We start from the raw sequence: 26,388 nt of genomic DNA, 5'->3' as shown, positions 1-26,388 counted from the left end.
CTATTCGCCGCCTCTCAATCTTTTATCTCGCTGATTACGTATCCGCGTTTTTCTCCGGCCCTTGGATACAGCCGCCATTTCTTCCTTCTCCTCTTCACTTTCCTCTTGATCTGGACTGATAAATTGCGCTAAAGCAGCTACAGATGGGTATGTGAATAAAGTCACCACAGCCTCATTGGTTCCCAATTCTTTATTTAAACGGTTTGTCACTTGTACAATATCTAACGAGCTGGCTCCCAAATCAAAAAAGTTATCATGTATGCCGACTTGCTCCAGGCCCATGAAATCTTGCCAAATGCCGCATATGATCTGCTCTGTTTTGTTGCGGGGAGCGACATACGGATTATTCAATTCCGGCCTAGTGTGTAAGGCGCCTGCCTTTTTCTCCTCTTTCGCTATGCTATCGGCATTCATGGATATCCATTGCTTCATTCTGTGTCCCAAATCACCCGTTGAAACTAATAAATGGCGATTGTTGATATCTGACAGCACATATTGAAATAGAGCTGCTCCTTCTTCAGGCAAAATGGCAAGTTCAGCAATAGATTCTCCGATAGTTGATTCAAGCTGGCCCCAGAAGTTCCATGCATCCCAATTCACGCAAACCCAAGGCGTCTTGCTGCGCTGATTCACCCTCGCCGCAAAAGCATCCATATAAATATTCGCTGCGGAGTACGCTGAGAAACCGAGACCTCCGAGCAAAGCACTAATCGATGAAAATAAGAAACAAAAATCTATATTTTCGTTTTCTAATAGAGATTCAAGCACTTTCAATCCTCTGACTTTAGACTGGAACTGGTCTTCTCCGCCTTCAATCGTTACAGGTATATCTGTAATCGCCCTGAAAGACGAGCTCCCCGGAAGTCCGGCAGCGTGAAAGACACCGTTTAGCTCTCCAAACTCAGTATGAATTTTTCTCATAACAACCTGCATATCCGACAGGCTTCCCGCATCTGCCTGAAGAGCTGTCACCTTTGCGCCTAACCGTTCCAATTCTTTTATTTTCAGGATTTTCACCGAAGTCGGATCATCGTCCTCATGCTTCTCGCACCAGCTTTCCCACTGGCTGCGCTGTGGAAGTTCACTTCTTCCTGTCAGAATCAGACGGACGTTTCCTTCTTGTGCAAGCAGCTTTGATAACACAAATCCGATTCCGCCAAGCCCACCCGTAATAAGATAAACCCCTTTCGGGCGGATCATATTCGGCAAGCCGGACGCTTTATTTAACTGAACAGGCTGATACATCTGCACCCATCGGCGGCGGTTTCGGTATGCGATTATTTGATCCTCACCCGCAGCATCAGTTTCCATCATGATTTGGTCAATCAACTCCTCTTCTTTCCATGTCAATGTATCCGGTAAAGGAGGAATGTCGATGTTCCAGCATTTCAAATGGTTATATTCCTGCGGGATGACTTTCAACGGCCCCAAAATGGTCGATTTTTCAGGATTGATTCGTTCTTCTCCAGTCACCTCATGAATCCCGCTTGTCAGCACAAACATGTTACATTCGTTCATTTGTTTTTGATTAGATGCCGCCTGTGCAGTAAAAATCAAACTATAATAGCCGTTTTCACTGTACGTGCTGAACGTTTTATAGGATTCCTCTTGCTCCGAAACGCTCCACAGATGCATCACACAGTTTGGAAGAAGCCCGTCTGAAGCAAGCGAAGAAAATAAACGCTCATAATGTGTTCCATCAGATGGATTAATGACATACAATCCGCTGTTTATTTTTTTGAATTGCCGGTCTCTCGTGACAATTACGGTCTCATGTCCTTGACGGCGCATCGCTTGCACAAGCCGATCTCCAAAGGCTGTTCCTTCATGGAAAACAAGTGTTTTTCCGCTTTCAGCTGGCTGCTCTTTCTTTCGGCTGTCAGCGGACTGGATTTTCCTTTCCCATGACGGCAGATAGAACCATTGATCCATCGGTTTCTTTTTATTCCAGGCATCAACTGCGGTGAAAGCAGCCGCATTGTCAGCCGCTTCTATCCAATAGCGTTTTTTCTCAAAAGGATAAGGCGGAAGCGATATCAGACGCTTAGGCTTACCACCGCCATACTGCCTCCAGTCAATTTCACATCCGCAGACCCAAAGCTGGCCTAATTTCTTTAAGAAATAGGAATGATCATGCGCTGGTTCCTGAACATGTCTGACGAGGTTGACAATGTCATGCTGGCTAGATCTCTTCTTGTGCCTTCTGGCAAATGTGCTTAATGTGCTGCCCGGCCCGACTTCTATTAACAGAACGTTGTCATCACTCAAAATCTGTTCCAATCCTTCATGGAAGCGGACTGTGCCTCTTAAGTGCTGAGACCAATAAGCCGGGTCTGCTGCTTGTTCCGGTGTTATCCATGTTCCCGTTACATTCGAAACAAATGGAATCCGAGGGGTGTTCATATCCTGTTGCTTTACAATCGCGGCAAATTCCTCAAGAATGGGCTCCATCATATAAGAATGAAAGGCGTGAGAAGTATGCAGCCGGCTGCCTGCAATGCCCTTTTCTTCAAGGAGAACCGCAAACGTCTCAATGTCTTCGCTTTTTCCGGATACTACGCATAAGTCATGAGCATTAACAGCCGCAAGTGACAAACTGTCCGTAAGCAGCGGCTCCAGCTCTTTCTCTGATAGCTGAACACTGATCATTGCCCCAGATTCCAGCTGCTGCATCAGCCTTCCCCGCTCCATTACGAGCGTTAAAGCCGCCTCTAATGAAAACACGCCTGACAGGCATGCAGCAGTGTATTCACCAATGCTGTGCCCAATCATGTAATCTGGTGAGATGCCTGCACTTTGCAGCAGCTTTGCGAGCGCGTATTCAAAGATGAACAGCAGCGGCTGTACAACAGCGGTCTCTGTCAGCTTCGCCCCATCATTTGATTCGGGGAAGACGATCGCCTTCAAATCAATTTGATGTGACCTCTGCACGAAGGCAAAACAGCGGTCCGCTTCACTCTGAAATACCGGTTCAGCTTCATATAAATCTTTCATCATATCGATATACTGAGAGCCTTGCCCTGAGAACATAAAAGCAGTCGGGCGCCCGCTGTGTTTTTGATAGGCTGTGAGCTCTGCACCGCTTTCCCATTCCGTTGATTTTGACAGCACGACCGATTTTCGGTATGAAAATTGTTTTCTGCCGACTTGTAAGGTGTATGCCACATCCTCTAACGGAACGTTCGGATGCGTTCGAAGAAACTCCTTCAATCGAATTGTCATCCGCTCTAAGGCTGTGTCTGTTTTTGCTGACAGAACTAGCAAATGCCGCTGACTCTCGTCAGCTTCTCTGCCTGATTCCCGCTCTTCTTCCAGCACAATGTGCGCATTGGTGCCGCCTATTCCGAAGGAGCTGACACCCGCCCGCCTTGGATCAGCGGATTCCTTCCAGTATGTCGCTTCGGTATTGACATAAAATGGCGTCTGGTCAAAATGAATATGCGGATTAGGTGTTGTGTAATTCAAGCTTGGCAAAATGGTTTTATGTTTTAGCGATAAAACGGCCTTAAAGAGTCCGGCAATCCCGGCAGCGCTGTTTAAATGTCCGACATTGCTTTTCACTGACCCAATTGGAATTGACATTGGCCTGTCACTTTTAAAAACCTGGTTCAGCGCTTCCATTTCGATTGGATCGCCCATTTTTGTACCGGTTCCGTGAGCTTCGATATACCCTACGGTGTTCGGATCAATCCCTGCATTTTCGTATGCATGTTTTAACACTTCGGCCTGGCCTTCTACACTCGGAGCGGTAAAACCGACTTTTCGGCTTCCGTCATTATTCATTCCGACCCCTTTTATGACCGCATAAATGGAGTGCCCTTCTTTAACGGCGTCCTCATATCTTTTTAAAACGACAATCCCCGCGCCATCGCCAAAAACGGTACCGCCTGCGTCCTCATCAAATGGACGACAATGCCCATCAGGTGATTGAATCATGCCATCCTGATAAACATAGCCTGACCTTAAAGGGGTGCTGACAGTTACGCCTCCAGCAAGCGCCGCGTCACATGCTCCGTTTTGCAGCGCTTGACATGCCGCTCCAATGTTGACTAAAGAAGTAGAGCAGGCTGTTTGCATTGTGATGCTTGGCCCGTGCAGGTTTAATTTATAAGCAAGCTGGGTACTGAAAAATTCTCTGTCATTTAACAGCATGGAGCTGAACTGTTCAGTCCCATCCAATTTCCCTGCGAAACGTGTAATCCACTCGAGGTTTGGACTTGTCCCAGTGTAGACGCCGATTTTCCCTGTTGTCCGCTCCGGGTCGCAGCCCGCATCTTCTAAGGCCTCCCAGGCACATTCATGTAAAAGCCTGAATTGCGGATCCATCAATTCCGCTTCTCTTGAGGAATATTGGAAAAAATCTGCATCAAACATATCAGAGTCCTTAATAATCCCCTTCGCTTTTACATAATCAGGATGCTTCAAGAGCTGATCATCAATGCCTGACGCTTTTAGTTCTTCATCCGTAAAGAAGCTGATAGATTCTTTGCCGTTTACGAGATTATTCCAAAACTCATCCAAATTGCCGGCTCCAGGAAAACGCCCTGCCATACCGATAATCGCGATATCAGTTCCCTGGCCGTTCGGACGGCTTTGCGACACCTTTTGATGCTGCATCATTTCCGGCTGTCCGGCCTTCGTTTGAACCTGTTGATGAAGATGCTTCGCCAGGCTGCGAACTGCGGCAAATTGATAAAGCAGAACTGGTTCCACCTTCCAATTCAACTGATCTGTTACTTTTGCCGCTAATTGAGAGATATCAAGCGACGTAGCCCCCAGCTCAAAAAACGGTGCATCATCGTTAAGCTCATTGAATCCAAAATGCTTAATGACAATTTCTCTGACTGTCTTTTCAATAGCAGATAACGGCATTGCACGAAGCGGTTCTGCCGGCTGGTGAGGCTCATCTTTTTCAAGTTCAGCCGGTGCCAAGCTGTCAGGCAACGGGAAATGCTGCTTTGTAAAAGGGTAAGTCGGCAGAGCTAACCTTTTATTAAGCTGAGGTTCATGCAGGATACTGAAATCAACCTCAGACCCGAGACTCCACAACGCTCCGTATATATGTAACTTTAAAACGTCTCTGTGTCCTTGTGTGCCGAGTTCACCTGTCATGCCAATTGATTGGCGCTCTGTAAATACTGATGCCCCCTGATTCAAACGCAGGTCTATGCAAATAGCAGGTTCCTCCCGCAAACAAGACGAGATGTGTTCAAAAAACCGTATCGGCTTGCAGATTTGGCCGGCCCAATAACTGGCATCCGCTGCTCCGTCATCTGTTATCACTTTTCCAGTGACAGATGAAACGACTGGAATGTCTGGTGACTTCATGTCCAGCGTGCCAAGGAAGTGCATGAATTCTTGCGCTGCGTCAGCCAGCAGATCCGATTGATACGCAATATCCCCATCAAGTAACTCAGCAGCTATCCCTTCTTGTTCAAGCCGCTCCTTCAGCTGATACACATCCTCCGGCAAACCGGAGACGGCACAATACCGCTCATCAATCAGCGCAAGGGATAATGATTTCTCTAAGTATTGAACGATATCCGGCTCTGACAGGCTGACACCGAGCATTTTTCCTGCCGGCGACATGCTGATTAACTCTCCGCGTTTATATGCGGCTGCGGCCCCTTCTTCAAAGGAAAACATTCCTGCCGCACAGGCCGCCGTAAACTCCCCGAACCCCCGCCCGATAAAGCGGTCTGGTGTTATGCCGGTGTGCTGTAAGAAACGGACTGCGGCGTATTCCATGATGAACGACAACAAATGGACCAATCCCAGGTTTTCCTCTTCCTGGTACGTTTCTGGAGCAGAAATACATGCTTTAAAGAAGCTAAGTACATCCTGCTGAAACGCATTTTGCACCTTTTCAAGACAAGCATCGACTTCTTTTTTGAACAGGCTTTCCGTGCGGTACAGCTGCGTATATCGGCCAAAGCCCTCTTGAACGTCTCCCGCAAATACAAACATGGTGCTGCTTGGAACAACCGCCGATTCTCTGATTTGTTTTTTACTCCGATGATCAGAAAGCTGATCAAGCAGATCCTTTTGATGTGAAGCTACAAAGGAGATTCTGTACTGGAATTGTTTTCTGCCAAGCTGTAGCGTACGGGCTATGGCTGGCAGCGGTGCTTCAGGGTTGCGGCGAAGAAAATCAGCCAATTGATCCATTGAACGGATAAGCTCCTGCCTTGTTCTCGCAGAAAGAACAACAAGCTCAGGACCGCCGACTGGCATTTCATCAGTATGAGATGGGGGCTCTTCAAGGACAACGTGAGCATTCGCGCCTCCGATTCCAAAGGCGCTCACGCCGGCTCTTCTCGGCCCTTGCTGAGATTCCCATTCAGCCAGCTCTGTATTGACAAAAAACGGCGTGTTCTCAAACTTGATGCGCGGATTCGATTTTTGATAGTGAAAAGCGGGAGGCAGCATTTTATGATGGAGCATCATAACGGTTTTTATAAATCCCGCTACCCCCGAAGCGGCGTCCAAATGCCCGATATTCGCTTTGACAGAACCAATGCGGCAATATGCTTTTTTATCTGTATTGAAAGCACGGGTCAGCGCCTCAATTTCAATCGGATCTCCAACAGGCGTTCCCGTCCCGTGAGCCTCAACATAACCAATGGTTTCCGGTTCCGTTTCCGCCATCTCCATAGCTGTGGCAATGACATTCGCCTGGCCTTCAGCACTGGGAGCCGTATACCCTGCCTTATTGTTTCCATCATTATTTATTGCAGATCCCTTGATGACCGCATAAATCACATCACCGTCAGCTTGTGCGTCTTTCAATCGCTTTAACGCCACCACTCCGGCTCCTTCACCAAAAATGGTTCCGTTCGCCTTTTCGTCAAACGGACGGCAATGACCATCTGCTGAATAGATCATTCCTTCCTGATAAAGGTACCCAGATATATGCGGCAGGCTCAGGGTAACACCTCCGGCTAATGCAAGGTCACATTCTCCCCCAATTAAGCCCTGGCACGCCATATGTATCGCGACAAGAGAAGTCGAGCAAGCAGTTTGAACTGATACACTCGGCCCTTTCAAATTAAGTTTATAAGCGATTCGTGATGCAAACGATGAATCATTTAAATGCATGATTTGAAATGCGTCTTCATTCTTATGAAGAGAAGACATATGACGGCCCATCCAAGACAAATTGCTGGAAGCACCAGCATACAGCCCGATCAGCCCGTTAAACCGTTCAGCGTCACAGCCCGCATGCTCCAGCGCTTCCCAGGTGCATTCATGCATAAGCCTGATTTGCGGATCCATCAAGGCAGCTTCTCTCGGTGAATAGCCGAAAAACGCCGCGTCGAAGTCAGAAACGTCATCAATAATCGGCTTTGCTTTTACATATGCCTCTTGACCAAGCAGCGTCTCATCAACCCCGGCTTCTTTTAATTCTTCATCGGTAAATTGAGTGACCGATTCTATTCCTTTTGAAATGTTGCTCCAATACTCATCAATATTTGCCGCGCCTGGAAACTTGCCCGCCATACCGACGACCGCTATTTCCAGTCCTGTTTCTGTCCATTGTTTCTCGTCAGCCATGGAAATCAGCCTCCCATCTATTTTCGTCTCATTCGCTGTTTTCGCCGGTTTTTCCCTTCATTTATGGCTTTTTGGCGATCTGGCTCTATTCCTTTTATGTGTAAGTCATCACCGCTTTGCTGTGCTTTGACGGCTTCGGTTAATGCTGCAACCGTTGGGTGGGCATACATCATCACAACCGGGATATCCACATCGAGCTCGTTTTTGATTCTCCCGCTCACCTGAAGCAGATCAAGTGAAGAGGCTCCTAATTCAAAGAAATTCATATTTACATCTGTCTCAGCATGAAAATAATCCTTAAAAATATTCATTAACCTTTCTTCAAGTGTATCCAAGCGGTCTTTTGTCAGCACATGCGCAGCGGTTTGTCTGTCTTCTTTCACATAGCTGTCTTTTATTCGTTTGTTCACGTCCTGCAGCGAAATCAGGACTTGCGGGTAGCGCAGCTGCAAAGCTCTCATAAATGCTTTCGCACCTTGAGCCGGCAGGATTCCTTGTTGCTCTCCCTTGTCCGCTATCTTCGAAAGAATGGCTGCCGTTTCTGATTCATATGCCATCCCTACTTGTTCCCAACGGTCCCAGTTAACCGACACCATGTTTTCGCCTTCTTTTCGGCATGCGTGAGCATAGCTGTCCAAGAATGCGTTTGATGCAGCGTAGCCGACTTGGCCTCCCGCTCCTAAAAATGAAACAAGAGAGGAACAAATGAAGAAGAAGTCCGGCTGTTTGTTTTTAAGCGCTTTTCTTAACAGAGCGGTTCCTGTTATTTTGGCTTTCGCCATCTGCCTCTCATCGTCTGGTGTCCTTGCGTGAATCACTTTGCCATCAGGAATGCCCGCTGCATGAATAACGCCGTGAATGGCTTGTCCAAAACGAGATTCTGCCGTTTGCAAGGCTTTTTGAAGCTCTGCCTCATCTGAAATATCCGCCTGTAATACCAACACCTCGGCTCCAGCCTTCTCGAGCTCTTCAACAGCTTTGAGTTTTTTGATTGCATCGTCATTTGCTCTTAGTTTATCGGGCAGTCCTGTCCGGCTTAGCAGCACAAGCTTTGCTTGAACTGTTTCAGCTAAATGAGATGCAAGAGATAATCCGATCCCGCCAAGGCCGCCTGTAATGATATAAACTCCTTGATGCCTGAGATTGCCGGTCATATCAATCTCATCTTGCTTGCCCGGCTGCTTCGCCTGCCGAATCCATCTGCTGTTTCCGCGATAAGCCACAATAGGCTGATCATCCTCTTTTTTAAGTTCATAAGAAATCATTTCAGGCCAGTTTGATTGACCGTGCCGCGGGTCCGGACAAAGATCAACAGCTTTACAGCTGATCTGCTGATACTCTTGCGGAATGGTTAAACAGACTCCGGTCAGCGCAGCCTGATGAGGCTGAAGCTCCTCCATTCCCGTCACATCGTGAGCTTGATTGGTCACTACGGTCATGCTGAATCTTTTGTTGCTCTCTGTTCCAAGTAAACGGACAAGATCAAGGAGGGGAAGATAACCGGCTATTGCGCGCTCTGCAAGATCTCCATCACAACAATCACAGTCTTGCAGCCGCATCCAGATGATTTCATCAGGGATAAACCCCCTTGCATTCAGTTCATCCAGCAGCTTCCGAAAGTGGGCCGTATCCCGATGGTTTACCGTAAACGTGTTTTTGTCCATTTCCGCAAAGCAATCACCTGGCAGGACAGACACGGCTTCCGCTTGCTGCTTTAGGAGATATTGGCTGACATTATTGTTTTCTTCAAAGACAAGTATCCTTTTTCCTTGATGAGTGAATGTCTCATTGGCTGGTTCCATTCGTTCCCAATGCGGGACGGAAAACCACTTATCAAAAGGAAGCTGTTCTTCACTGGAGGCAATGTTTAATTTCAATTCGTTTTTGATCTTTTCTTCCATGCCGCCCTGAGCTGGTTGCGGATCGGGAAATACTTGATGCTCAAAAGGATAAGTCGGAAGCGGGACCCTTTCATATGAGCCCCCCTGGCGAAAGTCCTCCCAGTTCATGTTTACACCATGCGTCCAAAGCCTGCCGATGCGGTTTAACAGATAGACACGATCAGACGATACTTCCTTTGGATGCCTGATGATATTAACCGCAGCATGTTGCTCCGCCATAAAACCCTCATGTTTTCTCACAAACTGCGTCAACGTGTTCCCTGGCCCGATCTCAACAAATACAACATTACTCATTTGTAAAAGCGTGCTCAGCCCTGAATGAAAATCAACCTTTTCCGTGATTTGCGAAGCCCAGTATTTCGGATCTACGGCCTGCTCTGCTTGTATCCAATCGCCTGTCACATTTGAAATAAACGGAAGGTCTGGTGCTTGGAATTCTATCTCTTGCAGAATATCAGCAAAAAGAGATGCTGCCGGCTTCATCATGCTTGAATGAAACGCATGGGACGTTTTTAAGTGCTGAATGGCCACTCCTTTCGACTGAAGGCGCGCGGCAAAAGTATTGATTGGCTCCATAAGGCCTGATACAACCGATAAATCAGAGCTGTTTGAAGCCGATAGCTCAACCCCTTCTGTCAATTCCATTTCTGTCTCTACGCCGGGCAGTCTGACGCTCAACATTTCTCCCTCCGGCATTTCCTGCATCAATCGGCCTCTCATCACAACCATATGAAGAGCGTCTTCCAATGAACAAATGCCTGACAGACAGGCTGCCGTTAATTCCCCTATGCTGTGGCCAATCATGTATTGCGGTTTTAACCCCTTTTTGATTAAGAAGGACGCCAGCGCATATTCAAAAGAAAATAAAATAGGCTGCGTATACGAGGTTTCATGGATAAGCTGTTCAGCTTCCTCGCTTTCTGCCTCATTATTCGGAAACATAATGCTTCTAATATTGAGTCCTTCCTCAGCTTGCAGAATGTCAAAACAGCGGTGCAGCTCCTCCTGGAATATGGGTTCTTGTTCATACAATTGTTTCCCCATATTGACGTATTGAGAGCCTTGGCCGGAAAACATAAAGACAACGGCCGGCTTCTCCAGCGCTTTTGAAGTACTTGCCATATCGCTTGTTATCCCTAAAGGGCCAGCCGTAAACGCCTGACGATACTGAAAATGCCTGCGGCCCTCTTGCAGTGTGTATGAAACGTCTTGGAGCGGCACCTCTTCATTCTCTTTTATAAATCGCTTGACCTGATCCGCGGCCTTCTTTGCCGCTTTTTCAGAACGGGCAGAAATAAGCATAAGGCAGTCTTCATAATCCTCTTGATGACGTCTTTCCTTCATCGGCGGCTCTTCCATCACAACATGAACATTCGTGCCGCCGATCCCAAAGGAACTGACGCCCGCTCGAAACACCCGGTCAGCTACTGTCCATTGCTTTGCTGATGTGCTGACATAAAAAGGACTGTTTTCAAAATCAATTTTAGGATTAGGCTTTTTGTAATGAAGGCTTGGCGGCAGAGTTCTCGCTTTGAGACTCAGCGCCGTTTTAATAAACCCCGCAATACCCGCGGCGGAATCCAAATGACCGATATTTGTTTTAACAGAGCCGATTGCGCAGTATTGCTTCTTTTCAGTTTGAAACGCTTGTGTTAGCGCCTCTATTTCAACCGGGTCTCCTAACGAGGTGCCCGTGCCGTGCGCTTCGACATAAGAAATACTTTCGGGCTCTACACGGCTGATGTTCAGCGCTTTTCTAATGACATCGGCCTGCCCTTCGATACTTGGCGCGGTGTAACCGACTTTACGGCTGCCGTCATTGTTATATGCGGAACCTTTAATGACAGCGTAAATATGATCTTGATCCTTCAGCGCCTGCTTTAAGGTCTTCAGCACTACAACACCGCAGCCCTCTCCCCCGACTGTCCCATTGGCTTCCGCGTCAAATGCGCGGCAGCGGCCGTCCGGCGACATAATCATTCCTTCTTGATACATATAGCCCTTTTTGTGGGGGCAAGTCACCGTTACACCTCCGGCCAGCGCCATTTTGCAGTCGCCGGTAAGCAAAGCTCTGGACGCGAGATGCACCGCCGTCAGAGAAGATGAACAGGCTGTATCCACCGCGATACTCGGCCCTTTCAAATTTAATTTATAAGAAACTTGTGTATTCATAAAATCCTTGTCCGTCAACTGAACAGCAGCAAACTGTTCAGAAGAACTGCTATTTCTCAGCAGCATTGAACTTGCCTGCCAGTACAAATTCGCAGACGCAGCGCCGAATAAGCCGATAGGCTGTGAATAGGTTTCGGGATTGTAGCCGGCGTTTTCAAGAGATTCCCACGCAACTTCATGAAACATGCGCACTTGCGGGTCCATTACCTCAGCTTCTCGCTGTGAGTAGCCGAAAAACGCCGCGTCAAAGTGGTCATGCCGGTCTACTTTTCCTTTGGCTCTGACATAATTCTCATGATCGAGCTGTTCTTTAGGCACACCGGCTTCCATAAGCTCTTCTTTTGAGAAAAATGTGATGGATTCCGTGCCCGTTTTCATATTCTCCCAAAACTCTTCAATATTTTTGGCTCCGGGGAAACGGCAAGCCATTCCGATAACCGCTATTTCTAAGCCTGTTGTTTTACTCATCAGAAATCCCGCCTAACAGTTGTGCGACATTTTCTAAATCTTCCGCTGCCTCTTCCTCACTTTCTGCATTTGCCTGACAACCCTCAGACTCCGCTTGCCGGCTGAGCTGGGCAGCTATTGCCGAAACAGATGTATACTGAAACAGCTGAACAACAGACAGCTCTTGTCCAAACTGCTCTTTCAATTTGTTCGATAGTTCTACGATATGAAATGAGTTTCCGCCGATATCAAAGAAGTTATCTTCCATGCTGATATCAGATTCAGGTATATTCAGAATGCCGGCAAAAATGGAAACCAGCTTTTTTTCAGTTTCATTGTGCGGTTTTATGACCTGCTCGTCAGATTCAGGCTCTTCAAAGGGGTCTGGGAGTGCCTTGAGATCAAGCTTCCCTGACAGGTTCATTGGAAATGAGTCCACGCGGATGAATCGTCTCGGAATCATATAACCCGGCAGCTTTTCTCCTAAAAACCCTCTCATTTTTCGAGCTTTCAGTTTTTGATCGGAAATGAGATACGCCACAAGAAACGGATCATCTGATTCCTTTTGAACTGGAATAATCACCGCATCATGAACGATTTGTCCCGGCTCCCGGTAATCAAGCAAGGCTTTTCTAATCTCATCAAGCTCTATTCTGAATCCTCTTATTTTTACTTGATCATCATACCTGCCAAAAAATTCGATGAAGCCGTCACTACGCCATCTCGCCAAGTCACCGGTATGATAAAGCTTGCCGGCAGGAATATGCTGCGGTTCTGTAAATTTTTCTGCCGTCAGCTCTGGCTGACGGATATATCCTCTTGCCACCCCGTCTCCGGCAATGCACAGTTCTCCGTATACGCCGATGGGCACAGGCTGTCCGCAATGATCCAAAATATAAATCTGTTCATTCGGCATCGGCCTGCCAATCGGTACGACGGGTTCATTCCAAGAATCAGGTATGGTAAAAGCCGCTGATTGTACAGCGCATTCCGTCGGACCGTAATTATTTGTCATCACCGGCTTACCCGCACGAAACGTTTGTAAATATTGCTGAACCAATTGGGGCGGCAGCATTTCGCCGCCAGCCATTATTAACTTCAATTCGTCAACGTGATGCGGCTCTTTCTCAGCGGCTTTGATCATGAGGCGCAAATGAGAGGGTGTCGCATCTGAAATATGAATGCGGTTCTCCTCATAAAAAGACCACAGCTGCTTTCCATCCATCCTTGCATGATCTGGCGCAATATATAAGGTGTGTCCAAGAAGCACTGCCGGAAATATCGTTTGCACGGATGCGTCAAAAATATGTGAAGCAAGCATGCCGATACGGAGGTGCTCGTGTGAAAATGGCTGAAAATGAAGGCTGTCTATGCCATATACTAAATTGATGACTTGACGATGCTCCACCATCACGCCTTTCGGTTTTCCTGTTGTCCCTGATGTATACAGCACATAAGCGAGATTTTCAGGAGACGGCAGGCGCCCATGCTCCGCCGCCCCTTCAAATTTCATCATTTCCTCTATACATAAGCTTTTTTGATTCTCAGCAGAAGTGCCATGACCCTTGTTCGTGATCACAAACCGCGCCCCGCTGTTTGTCAGCATATAATCCATCCGTTCGGACGGCATATTTACATCTATCGGCAAATAAGGACAACCTGCTTTCAATATGCCTAATATGCCGATAACCATTTCTGCCGAGCGATGAACCATCAGCCCCACAGGCTCCTCATGACAAACGCCTTCTTTTGTCAAAAAAGCTGCAATCCGATCTGACAATTCATCAGCCTCACCGTATGTGAAGCTGACATCTTCATACACGATTGCAGGCTGATCAAGTTTGAGAGCTGCCTGTTCTTTGAAGAGATCGACAATCGATTTTTCCTTCGGGTATGGTTGATTTGTGTGATTAAATGTCGTGATGACTCTCTCTCTCTCCTCATGAGAAAGTAACTGCAGCTCAGAGACCAGAGTCTCAGGCGCCGACAAAGCCTGATCTGCCAGCATGCAAAAATGGCCGGCTATCCGTTCAGCAGTATCGAATGTGTAATGCTTCAAATTCCAGCTCAGCTTTCCAGTCAATCTCCCTTCATCACACTGAATGGAGAAAAATAGATTCGTGTCCAGCGCTTTCAATGACACCGGCTGCTGAAGATCATTCACAGCAAGGGAAATGCCGAAGCGGGGCTCCCCTTTTTTATGCAAAGGATGAAGCTCATCCAATAGGATTTTCACAGGAAAATTTTGATGGGCATACACTTCTTGAAAAGCTTGTTTCACATGCTCTAGACAGTCTCTGAAACTCATAGAAGGATTGATTTTCACCAGCAGCGGAAGAAGATCATTGATCACCGGCTGTGTTTCCCGCTGTCTCAACACAGGGGCCGACGCCATGATATCCGTTCTTCCATCGTACCTGTGCAGCAATGTGACTGCCGCAGTCATCAAAATCATAAATATACGCAAATCTGAAGCTCCGGATGCCTTTAAGATGGCCTTTTCCAGCTGAGCCGGGAATGAAAAAGGTATTGAAGCTTCTTCATCGTTTTGATCAAGAAGCTGTGAATCATAAGGAAAACGGCAGTCCGACGGGATTTGAGTTAATACAGAAGTCCAATATTGCCGCTCCTTCACTTTTTCAAGAGCTACGGTTTTCAATTGAAAGACATCGGTTTGGTTCATTGTTATTCACCTATTTCTGCTAGATTTTCAGATCGTCTAGTTCCAGCAACGATACCTTTTCTAAATCATTGATGCCTGAAGTCAGGTCAATATCCTTGAGAGCAGTTTGCTTACAATCAATTACGGCTGACAGCACCTTTTTAATCCCTTTCGCAATGCCTTCAATCGTTTCTCTTGTAAACAGCTCAGTGCTGTATTCAATGACAGAAGATAAACCGTTTTCGTCTTCTGAAGCGATCCAAAGCAAATCAAACCGGGAAACCGCTGTTTCATATTCATAGTCGGTTAGTGTGATCCCGTCTACCTCTAAAGAAGGCTGGCTTAGATTTTGCAGAGCAAAAACGGTATCAAAAATATGATTCCTATTTAACGTCCTATCTAACTTCAAGTCTTGAACCATATGTTCATACTGATAATCTTGATGATCAAAGTCATCAATCACCAGCTGCTTAACATGGTGCAGGAATTGAGTGAACGTCATCTCTTTTTTCGGATAAAACCGAAGCGGAAGCATGTTAACGAAGATACCGATGATCCTCTGCAGCTCCTCCTGCCTTCTCCCCGCAACCGGAACGCCGACTACAATGTCGGACTGTCCAGTGAGCTTGTGCAGCAGGACTTGATAGATTGATAAAAGTCCCATAAACAGCGTGGCGTCTTCATCGGCCATAATGGCTTTAAACGCCTCAAGCTCTTTTTTGCTTACATCAAAACGATAATGGGCGCCGGCAAAGCTTTTGACATCAGGTCTCCGGTAATCAGCCGGCAGCTGAAGCTCACGGAAGCCGTCAAGCCGTTTCAGCCAATATGTTTTCACCTCATTCAGGTCATCAGACTGAAGCATCTGATTCTGCCATTCTGAGAAATCTTTATATTGCAGTTCAAGCGGTGCAAGCTCTTTGCCGTCATATAGATCCATAAACTCGCTGACCAAGATATCCTGAGATAGACCGTCAGAAATAATATGGTGCATATCGAGCATCAGAATATACTCGTTTTCAGAGTTCTTCATCACACCAGCTCTCATCAAGGGTGCCTGATCAAGCTGGAACGGCTTTAAAAAGCTGCTGATGACTTCTTGTTCTTTTTCGTTTTGCCCTTCCTGGCCTGCCAAATGGGATAGGTCAAAAAAGTCTGCATGAAATTCCGCATGCTCAGCTATGCACTGCATAGGAACACCGTCTATTGCTTTAAAGGATGTTCTTAAACTCTCATGACGATGAATCAATTGCCGGAACGCATTCTCCAGCCTTTGCATATCAAGCTTTCCTGCAATCCGTCCGGCAGTGAACTCATTGTAGCCAGTGCTTGTTTGATCTAACTGCTGAACAAGATAAAGCCGTTTTTGCGCTGAGGACAGCGGATAATAATCCTGTTTTTCAGCTTTTTCTATCTTTCTGTAAACCTTCTTGTCGGCTTGGCTGATAAATTCGGCCATCTGCCTGATCGTCGGAATGTTAAAGAAATCCGGCAGCGCAATTTCCACATTGAACGCTTGATGAATAATGGAAATGAAAGTAATCGCCTTTAAAGAATCACCGCCCATCTCAAAGAAATCATCGTCTATGCCGATTTGATCAATTTTGAAAAATGACTGCCAATGAACAAGGAGTTCTTTCTCCATATCAGTTACTGGTTCAACATATTCAGCGGTAAGCTCTGGCCGCCCGTACAGCGAAACGTCCTCTTCTTGCTGTTCATCGCTAGGCTGGTGCAGACGATTCACATATTTTTGTATCCTCTCCTGCAGATCCGTGGCAGACACGACAATCTGATCCATATGATCAAATGTGAAAATTCTCTCGAAAACCTCTCTGCCCTCATGCGCACGAATCAGGGTATTTTCTAAATCCCCTCCGACTGGAATATCCGGTTTTTTGCCGTCTTCAAATTCCCAGCCGTCTAAATTTAAGGCTGTCCACTGAACAGGATGCTGCGCATTATGTTGATATACAAAGGCATCAACAAAATGGTTAACTGCAGTATAGGCGGTAAATCCAAGTCCTCCCAATATCGGAGACAAGGACGAAATCAAAAAGCAGAAATCAAGCGGCCGATCGTCCAACACTTTTTCTAATACCGCAACGCCCGTCATTTTTGCTTGAATGTGAGCATTCGAAAAACTTCTATCCGTTTGCTCCATCATCCTAAATGATTGTTCGCCTGTTATTCCAGCTGCATAAATTACGCCATGTATGGAGCCGTACTTATGTTCAGCCGCATGAACCAGTTCAGACATATCCGCTTCACGGCTTGCATCCGCAGCAACAGCAATAACTTCCGCGCCTGTTTGTTCTATCTCATATATTGATTTTATTTTTTTAACAGTTGGATCATCCTCAGCATGCGTGCTGATTAAGGACTCCCATTCACTCCGCGGCGGAAGGCCGGAACGGCTAGTCAGAATAAGCTTTCCTTTTGTTTTCTCAGCAATGGTTTTGGCAGCATGTAAACCGATGAAGCCCAGCCCGCCAATCAGAATATATACGCCTCCGGGACGAAGGTGCCCTTGCGATGATTCTGCAGGCACTGCTTTGTGAATAAAATTCCTGGTGTACCTTTTATTATTTCTGTAAACCGTTAGGAGATTGCCTGATTCGGTCATCAGCTCAGATCTGATGAGTCCCAGCAGCTTGTCTTCTTTCCAGGAATCTTCTTTCTGCCTGTCTATATCAATCACTCGATAGCGAAGGAACGGTGTTTCCTGAGATATGACCATACTCGGCCCCAGATGTACGGCTTTCTCTGGATATAGCGTTTCTTCTCCGCCAAGCTGATACGTAAGGGACGATAATACAAAGATCGAAATTTCCTGGTTTGTTCCTTTCTTTTTCAATGCTTGCCCTAAGTAAAGCAACGAGTAATAGGATTCGTTTTGGATCTGCTCAATCCACTCGGCAGCAGCGGTTTCATTCTTCTCTGCCAGCCCCCAGAGATGCAAAATCCGGCTGTACTGAATCTTTTCCTTCTCCAACACTTCAAAGAGACGGCAGTAATCTTCCGCAGAGTCTGGGCGAAGTGTGTACACTCCTTTTTCAACCTGCTGAAAGTTATGCCCTTTTTTAACGATGACACAAGAAGCACAGGCAGATTGCAGCCCCTGAATAAGCTTATGTGAAAAATCGCCATCCTCCATGAAGACAAGCAAACGTTGTTCCGCCGCTTCAATCTCTCGGGAAATCGGCAGGATTTCTTTTTCCCATTGCGGCAGATAAAACCACTCCTGAAGCGGGAGCTTTCCTCCGGAATGTTTATTGCCTTTTCCGCTGGCAGTATGCTTCCGTTTGGGCCAGAAGGATTCCTTTTCAAAAGGATATTGCGGCATTGTAATTTTTTCAGGATTTCTGCCCTCATGCAGCCCGCGCCAATCAATGACTGCGCCATACATCCACAGCGTGCCAATTCTGCTGAGTAAAAATTGGACATCCGACATATTTTGCCTGCTGTGTTTCAGCACATTGCAAACATGCTGGCGCATCTCATCGTTAATCGATCTCTTCACAAGCACACTTAAATCTTGTCCCGGGCCGATTTCGATAAAAATAGCATGCTCCTGCTTCGTTAACACGCCAATACCCTCAGCAAAACGAACAGTCTCAGTCATGTGCCGCTTCCAATAGTCATAGTCCGCAGCTTCTTCATCCGCTATCCAGTCTCCCGTTAAATTCGAGAAGAAGGGAACACCCGGTTTTTGATAAGAAATGTTCTTAGCCGTGTTTCCAAATCGTTCAGCGGCGGAAGCCATGACGTGCGAGTGGGCAGCAATTGAACCTTTTACTCTCATACAAAGCACTTTTTTGGCTTTTAACTGTTCTTCAAACGCTGAAATGTCAGACTCAAGCCCCGACACAATGCAAGAAGCGTCATTCACAACAGCCAATGAAATGCAATCGGGGAGAATCGCTTTCAGTTCTTCCTCTGGCATTGGCACGCTTAACATGATGCCTGACGGCGCTTCGTGCATCGCTTGTCCACGCAAGCTGATCAGCTTGATGGCATCACTGAGCGTAAACACTCCCGATACCGCGGCAGCCGTTAGTTCACCAAAGCTGTAGCCGATCATAGCCCATGGCCGCAGCCCCCACTTCATCAATAAAAGTGACAGCGCATATTCCAGCATAAAAATAGCCGGCTGGGCATATTTCGTCTCTTGAAGCTTTATCGCGGCAGCTTCTTCATCCTGCTGATCAGGGTATAGAATATTCTCAAGCCTCTCACCAGTCGCTTCATAGAATTCTTGAAAACAGTGATCCATCGTCTCTTTGAAAAACGGCTCCTCCGTGTATAAATCCCTGCCCATGTTCACGTATTGACTGCCTTGGCCTGTGAACATGAAGATCAATTTTTTCTCCTTTTTTTCCTGAATCCGCGACATTCGACTGAGTCCTCTGTCCTTTTTCTCGGAAAGCAGGCGGATGACATCCTGCCTGTCCTTTGCCACAAACATTTGCCTATAATCAAAGTGCTGTCTTCCGGCCTGAAGTGTATAGGCGGCGTCTGCTGCATTAAGTTCAGAGTTCCTTTCCATGTGTTCGAGCAAAAGGTCTTTCGTTTTTTCTAAAGCATTCATCGTTTTTGCTGAAAGAGGAAACAGCTGATACGAACGCGAATGTTTTTCACGTTCACTGACAGGCGCTTCCTCCAGAATCACATGGGCATTTGTGCCGCCCATACCGAATGAGCTCACGCCTGCACGTCTCGGAGCATTTGTTTTCTTCCACGTCCGGAGCGTGTCATTGACAAGGAAAGGACTGTTTTCAAAATCAATATTCGGATTTGCTTCTTTAAAATGAAGACTAGGCACAAGTTGTTGATGCTTCAAAGATAGAACTGTTTTAATGAGACCCGCCGCGCCTGCAGCAGCATCAAGGTGTCCGATATTCGTTTTTACGGAACCAATCCGGCAAAACGCGGTTTTATTCGTTTGAAACGCTTTGGTTAAGGCCTCAATTTCAATTGGATCTCCGAGAGCCGTGCCTGTCCCGTGGGTTTCCACATAGCTGATGGTTTCCGGCTCAATCCCCGCATCAGCAATCGCCTCTCTTATAACCTCTGTCTGGCCTTCCACACTCGGCGCATTAAAGCCTACCTTTTGGTCACCGTCATTGTTGACCGCAGATCCTTTTACAACCGCGTATATCCTATCACCGTCAGCCAACGCGCGGCTCAACGATTTCACTGCGACAAATCCGACTCCGTCGCCTCCTACAGTGCCTTTCGCGTCTTTATCAAAGGCTCGGCAATGGCCGTCTGGCGATTTCACCATATTCTCTTGATAGATGTAGCCTGACTTAACCGGGTGGAGAATGGACACACCTCCTGCGAGAGCGATATCGGATTCTCCATTCAGCACTGATTTGCAAGCCAAATGCAGCGCGACCAAGGAGGTTGAACAAGCGGTCTGCAGGGTAATGGCTGGACCTTTCAGATTAAGCTTATGAGCAACCCGCGTGCTGATTGTATAAGTATCATTTAAAGAGCCGATTTCAAACAGCTCTGACATCCTGCCGTCTAATGAGTCAGCGAAATGCTGGAGCCATTGAAAATTTGAGGTTGTTCCTGTAAACAAACCGATTTTCCCTTCATATTCAGCTGAAACACACCCTGCGTCCTCCAGCGTTTTCCATACATACTCATGAAGAAGGCGGATTTGCGGGTCCATGACCTCTGCCTGCCCCGGTGAATAGCCAAAGAAAGAGGCATCAAATAAATCAGGGCCGTCGATGATTCCTTTCGCCCTTACATAATCACTTCTCATAAATGTTTGTTCATCAATGCCCGCCGCAAACAGCTCTTCATCAGTGAAAAAAGAGATAGATTCCTTGCCGTTTTTCAGATTATGCCAAAATTCATCTATGTTTTTAGCACCGGGGAAACGCCCGGCCATCCCGATGATGGCGATGCTGTCATTTGAAGGAGCCTTCCTTTTTGATATGAATGATGCTTTCTTTTTTGATTGCCCTTCATCCTGGCCTGATAAGAATTCAGCAAGCAACTGAACTGTTGGACGGCGGAACATCTCAACCATAGGAATACTTTTTCCCGTTTCCTTAGAAAGCTGCTGATTAACTTGGATCAAATGCAGGGAAGTGCCGCCGATTTCAAAAAATTTATCGTGAACATTGATGCTGTCTTGACCAAGTACACGTTTCCAAACCTCCAGCACCATCTTTTCTGTTTCAGAAGCTGGGGCCTCCGTAAGCACCTTCCGTTTTGTCTCTGCGGCAAGCTCGGGCAGTGCTTTTTTATCCAGTTTTCCATTAGCCGTCAGCGGCATCTCATCCATCACAATAAATCGGGATGGAATCATATATTCCGGCAAATGACGGCGCAGGTATTCACGCAGCTGCTTTTCATCAATCGTCTCATCAGTGAAAAGATAAGCAGCCAGGCACGGTGTCTGGGACGCGTCCTTCTTCACGACAGCCGCCGCCCCTTTGATTCGTCCGTACCGGCAGAGCCAATGTTCAATCTCCCCGCTCTCAATCCGATAGCCCCTAAGTTTGATTTGGTCATCATTTCTGCCTAAAAATTGAATGGTTCCATCTGGTAAAAAGCGGGCTGCATCTCCTGTTTTATACATTTTTTCTCCGGGCTTAAAAGGATGCGCCACAAATCGCTCTGCCGTCAGTTCCTTCCGGCCTAAGTAGCCTTCTGCTACTCCTTTTCCGGCAATATAGAGTTCTCCCGATGCTCCTCGGGGCAGCAGATTCATATGTGAATCAAGAATGTATATATCAGTATGTGCTGCAGGCCGGCCGATCGGCACATACAGATCCTTATCCATTTCAGATGAGTAGCGGTGAATCATGCAGCCGACTACCGTTTCCGTCGGTCCGTATTCGTTAAAAATTTCAATTTTCCCATCGAAGTTTTGTTCAATTTTCGCCGCAAAGGAGGTTTCTAATTGCTCTCCCCCCAGTATCAGGCACTCCATGACACTGTCCTGAAACGGCATCTCGGAAATGAAATGAAGATGGGACGGCGTTAACTTCATAACGTGGGCCCGATTATCTTTCAGTATTTGTTCCACAAGAAGCTGCTTGTTTTTATCCTGGTACACAATAATTGCGTTTCCGGTTATAAGCGGGGTAAAGATAGAAGTTACTGTTAAATCAAAAGATAAAGACGTATAAAGGGCAAAATCTCTTTTATGGCCTCTTACATATTGCTCGGCGGCCCAGGAAACATAATTTTCAAGACCCAGATGCTTAACAAGCACCCCTTTTGGCCTGCCTGTTGTTCCAGAGGTATATATGCAATACGCAATGTCTTGCGGACCGTATTGTTTCACCAGATTGCTGTCGTTTCCTTGATAAAGGTTCTGATCGGTAATATCTATTTTCACACCGTCGTACGAGTAAACCAGCCCATCGATATCCTCTGTCAGCAGCAGGTTTATCCCGCTGTCCTGAAGAAGATATTCAATTCTTTGCGGCGGATAATCGGGATCAACTGGAACATAAGCGCCGCCCGCTTTTAATACAGCGAGACAAGCGATCACCATTTCAATTGAATGTTCTGTTAAAATACCGACTCTTTGTGCAGGTCTGACTCCCTGACCTTCTAAAAAACGGGCGAGCTGATTCACTTTTTTATTTAATTGATCATAGGTCAGGGACTCCGAGCGAAACTCCACAGCAAGAGCGTCCGGCGTCTTTGCTGTCTGCCGCTCAAACAAATCAATAACAGTCTGATGTCCGTTGCCGGTCATACCTTTATAGTTGCAAAACTCTTCAAGCTGATAATGCACTTCATCTTCGGAAAGCATATTCAAGCGGTGCACAGATCTGTCTGCCGGATTGTCAATCACTTCCGATAACAGGTTGAGAAAATGATCCCTAAGCTGCTTCACTTGAAGAGCAGACATAGCATCAGGATTGTAGATAAAAGAAAAATGAATATGTTCATCAAAAGCTTGTACACTCAATGTCAAATCAAACTCAGTTTGCTCAAACATGTCATATTGTTCGATTGAAAGAGGAAGACTGTTTGACTTAAGCATTTGATCAAGCGGATAATTTTCAATCACGACAATCGTGTCAAATAATGACTGCTCAGCCGTCAGACCCGCATATGTTTTTAGATCAGACAGCGGTGTATGTTCATATTCACTTCTTTTGGCAATCTGCTCATGCGCAAGCTGAATCACATCTAAAGGCGTGGATTGAGGCGCAAAGCGAAGACGAAGCGGAATGGTGTTAATAAACAGCCCCGTCATTTGTTCTATTCCCGGTACATCCGCGCTTCTTCCTGAAACGGTTGTCCCGAACACCACTTCTTCTTGATCAGAATACTTCTTTAGCAGCAGCCCCCACACACTATATAAAATGGAAGCAAGCGTAACTTGCCGTTCAGCAGCGAGTGAGCGCAGAGCCTTTCCTGCTGAAACCGGAAGCTGTATCTCATGTTTAGAAAAAATAGCATTTCGCTTCCCTGGCCTTTCTGTATTCGGCAGTAATTGCACAGGCTCCCAGTCTTTCAATAACCCTTTCCAAAATGACGCCTGGCTGTCTTTTGTTTTACGCTGCTGTTCCTGCTGCCATTTCACAAATCCTTGATATGACGGTTTTTGAGAAACAACAGGTGTTTGACCCATGGATAACGCTTGATATGACTCCATCCACTCTTTGAGGACAATCCCCATGCTCCAGCCGTCCATCAAGATATGATGAAAGCTGATCATCATCCAGATCCCGTTTTCTTCTGTTTGATAAAGTGTGACACGAAAAGGGACTTCCTGAAGCTGAAACGGCTCTTTCCGATCACGGGCCGCAAGCTCCTCCTTCAGCTTATCCTGAGAAATCCCTTTCTCGAACGGGATGCTCTGATAACGGATATCTATATTATGATGCTTTAATATCACTTGAATTGGCTTAGCTGTTTCCTTCCACCTAAACACCGTCCGCAGCATTTCATTTTGCTGAACCGTTTGCTGCCATGCTTTTTCAAAAAGATCACGTGCTGGTTCACTCTCTAGTTTTATCAGCATTTGTTCAAAATAGGCATTGCCTTCCGGCTCCATTAAATGATGAAAAAGCAGACCTTCCTGAATGGTTGTCAGTCCGAGAATGTTGGCTATGTTATTTTTATCTATTTTCTTCATTTGCTCACTCACAGAATCCTCTCCATCCTCTGCCTATATATGTTTGACAAAATATCGTCTCAATCCATAATTCGCTATAACTTGCTGCTGAATTTGAGATGTTCCTTCAATGATCTCCAATACTTTGGCTTCTCTGTACAGGCGGGCTGCTGAATGATCTCTGCTGAAGCCGCTTCCTCCGTGGATTTGCACATTTGAATTGGTAATCTCAACAGCAACCTTTGAAGTGAAATATTTCGCGACAGACGTTTCCGTCACGGCCTCTGGATCTTGTTTCATCCGCATTTCGCCGGCTTTCATGCATAAGGCGCGGGCCGCATGCAGCTGTGTTACGGCATCACCGATCATTCCTTTAATCATTTGATGTTTGTAGAGCTTCTCTCCGAATTGGCTTCTCTTCCGTGAGTATGTGACTAAAGAATCGACGGCTTCCTGTGCAATCGCCAATCCGGCCCATGCCACACTGTATCTGCCATGATCCAAAGCCAAGTTAACGATGTAATTAAAACCGCCCCCGATTGGCCCTAATATTTGGTCATCAGAAACCTCGACGCCGTCAAACTCTATTTCCGCAAGATAAGAAGCTCTATTGGCCATCATGCCTTCCATTTTTTTTACCGTTACTCCGCTCTGGCGGCTGTCTACAATAAAGGCTGTAACAACTTCTCCATCCCGGGCTATAACCAGAAAAAAGTCAGCAATGGCGCCAAAGGAAATCCATTTTTTTCTGCCGTTGATGACATAGCTGCTTCCGTTTTTTGCATACGATGTTTCAATGTGGTTTGCGTCTGAACCAATGTTTGGTTCAGACAATGCAAACGCTCCGATTTTCTCTCCTTTTCCGATAGGGACAAGCCATTCTTCTTTTTGGCGCTCTGTACCGTACCGCAGCAGAGATTCACCGACTAACGAATTTACAGTCAAAAGGGTTCGAATATTACAGCACGCTTTTCCTGCTTGTTCAGTAAACAAACCGTACTCGACAGGGTTCAATCCCAATCCGTGATAAACTTCCGGAATCCCCGCAGCAAAATAAGATTTGCTCCCTAACTCTTTTATTAATTCTGCCGGGATGCATTCCTTCTCATCAAACTCGCCTGCAAAAGGTCTGATTTTTTCATCGCAGTAACCCCGGAAATCTTGAATGATGTCGGCTTTCATCTCAGCTGTTTTCATTAGCAAGCGCTCCGTTCTGTTTCTTTTCAATTAGGCTGACGATTCGGTTTACTGTGCTGAAGTTGGCAATATCTAAATCTTCGTTATCAAGCTGAAACCCAAAGTTTTGCTCAAGAAATGTTACAAGCTTCATCGCAAATAAAGAATTTACAAATCCCATTTCAAAAATGTGATCATCATTGGTTAATTCGATTTCATCGTCAAAGACCACCAAATTTTGTTCAATATATTCTCTAATTTGTTCATGAAGATTCATCTATTTGCTCTCCCCGCTATTTAGATTAATTGCTGCTTCCCGCAACAGGTGATTGGCTGAATTCCGTTTTGACCTCGACATACGCAGGATACGGCTGAATCTGGCTCAGGTCATTTTCAAATAGAATGTAGCCGTCCGGGCCCTTCGTATGTTCTTTGAAATTGGCAAATTTATAGGTGATATACATGACTCTGTTGCGATCTGTTTGTTTAAAATCGGCAAACAGTTTTTTCCCTTTTTGTTTCGCTTCATTTAAAATAGCTGTCAGTAATATGGTACCGACACCGCGGGACATAACCCGGCATGACATTAAAAGAAGATTAATATGCCATTCATCTCCCTTTTCTTCTATTAAAGAGAGTCCGATCTTTCCATAAGAGCCGTACTTGTCCTCAAGTTCGCAGACTAGCAGCATATGAGAGTCTGATTCTCGGAAATAATTTAATTCCTGATAATCGTATGTTTTTCCGCTTGCATTCAGCTGGTTTGTACGCACCGTAAGCTCTTCTGCCCGCTGCAAGTCGCTTTCTTGCGCATGGCTGATCGTAAACTTCATATTCAGAGTGGCAAGAAATTGTTCGGACGGTCCTTCAAACTGCTCTTCATCCTCTTTTCTGCGATCATCCTCCAGATACATCTGCCGGCGTCTTTTGGCATCCTCTGTTACGAATGCAGGCTTCAGCAACGGGTCGACGATTAGATCTTTATACCGAACGGCATCCCAGCACGAAATCTCCGGATGGGCATTTTTCACTTCTTCCCTTTCAAACGCTTGGTCGTCAATAAAGAGAAGCGTATCCTTATGAATATTGAGGTTTTTGCTGATTTTTTCCAAAGAGACCGATTTGGCATTCCAGCTGATTTCCGGATATAAAAAGAAATGGTCTATTCCAAATTCCTTTAATTTTTCCATAGCAGCAGCTTCGTCATTTCTGCTTGCGACAGACAGCAATATGCCGCGTTCATCAAGCTCAGTCAGAATCTCTTTGATATGTTCCTTCAGCTTTACATCATCTGATTCAAGCAGAATACCATCCCATAGCGTATGATCTAAATCCCAGACAACACACTTAACTCCCTTTTTCAATGGCCT

7 protein-coding genes are annotated in these 26,388 nt (G+C 46.2%); all 7 read right to left on the bottom strand.

The genetic code is table 11. The features are described 5' to 3' along the window. The 7 genes from NZD81_RS19375 to NZD81_RS19345 are packed head-to-tail and all read right to left on the bottom strand — an operon-like array spanning nucleotide 1 to nucleotide 26,382. Nucleotides 1-7,554 carry a type I polyketide synthase gene (locus tag NZD81_RS19375; RefSeq protein WP_289861071.1) on the bottom strand — a complete coding sequence of 2,518 codons (7,554 nt, stop codon included), beginning with the start codon at nucleotides 7,552-7,554 and terminating at the stop codon, nucleotides 1-3. A 17-nt stretch (nucleotides 7,555-7,571) separates the two neighbouring features. Then, on the bottom strand, nucleotides 7,572-12,095 hold the full coding sequence (locus tag NZD81_RS19370; protein WP_289861069.1) for a type I polyketide synthase: 4,524 nt from the start codon (nucleotides 12,093-12,095) through the stop codon (nucleotides 7,572-7,574). Continuing rightward, nucleotides 12,088-14,757, bottom strand: coding sequence for a non-ribosomal peptide synthetase (locus tag NZD81_RS19365; RefSeq protein ID WP_289861068.1), 2,670 nt, complete (start codon nucleotides 14,755-14,757; stop codon nucleotides 12,088-12,090). Before NZD81_RS19365 ends, NZD81_RS19370 begins: the two co-directional genes overlap by 8 nt. A gap of 19 nt (nucleotides 14,758-14,776) precedes the next feature. Then, on the bottom strand, nucleotides 14,777-23,875 hold the full coding sequence (locus NZD81_RS19360; RefSeq protein WP_282374045.1) for a non-ribosomal peptide synthetase/type I polyketide synthase: 9,099 nt from the start codon (nucleotides 23,873-23,875) through the stop codon (nucleotides 14,777-14,779). 21 nt (nucleotides 23,876-23,896) lie between these two features. Continuing rightward, nucleotides 23,897-25,039 carry an acyl-CoA dehydrogenase family protein gene (locus NZD81_RS19355; RefSeq protein ID WP_014663085.1) on the bottom strand — a complete coding sequence of 381 codons (1,143 nt, stop codon included), beginning with the start codon at nucleotides 25,037-25,039 and terminating at the stop codon, nucleotides 23,897-23,899. Next, nucleotides 25,026-25,295 carry an acyl carrier protein gene (locus NZD81_RS19350; RefSeq protein ID WP_003240117.1) on the bottom strand — a complete coding sequence of 90 codons (270 nt, stop codon included), beginning with the start codon at nucleotides 25,293-25,295 and terminating at the stop codon, nucleotides 25,026-25,028. Before NZD81_RS19350 ends, NZD81_RS19355 begins: the two co-directional genes overlap by 14 nt. A gap of 25 nt (nucleotides 25,296-25,320) precedes the next feature. Further along, nucleotides 25,321-26,382 (bottom strand): HAD-IIIC family phosphatase, encoded by a 1,062-nt coding sequence (locus NZD81_RS19345; RefSeq protein ID WP_014663084.1) that lies wholly within the window; start codon nucleotides 26,380-26,382, stop codon nucleotides 25,321-25,323. Between the last annotated feature and the right edge of the window lie 6 nt (nucleotides 26,383-26,388).

Origin of the sequence: Bacillus sp. B.PNR1, from assembly GCF_030386235.1 — a bacterium.
GTDB lineage: Bacteria > Bacillota > Bacilli > Bacillales > Bacillaceae > Bacillus > Bacillus stercoris.
The sequence above is the reverse complement of the archived record's forward strand: the minus strand, read 5'-3'. Positions and strand labels throughout refer to the sequence as shown.

What these genes read in the sequence shown, in the direction of transcription:
- NZD81_RS19350 (WP_003240117.1), bottom strand. Translation starts at nt 25,295, where the DNA reads ATGAATCTTCATGAACAAATTAGAGAATATATTGAACAAAATTTGGTG.
- NZD81_RS19365 (WP_289861068.1), bottom strand. Translation starts at nt 14,757, where the DNA reads ATGAACCAAACCGATGTCTTTCAATTGAAAACCGTAGCTCTTGAAAAA.
- NZD81_RS19355 (WP_014663085.1), bottom strand. Translation starts at nt 25,039, where the DNA reads ATGAAAACAGCTGAGATGAAAGCCGACATCATTCAAGATTTCCGGGGT.
- NZD81_RS19370 (WP_289861069.1), bottom strand. Translation starts at nt 12,095, where the DNA reads ATGAGTAAAACAACAGGCTTAGAAATAGCGGTTATCGGAATGGCTTGC.
- NZD81_RS19375 (WP_289861071.1), bottom strand. Translation starts at nt 7,554, where the DNA reads ATGGCTGACGAGAAACAATGGACAGAAACAGGACTGGAAATAGCGGTC.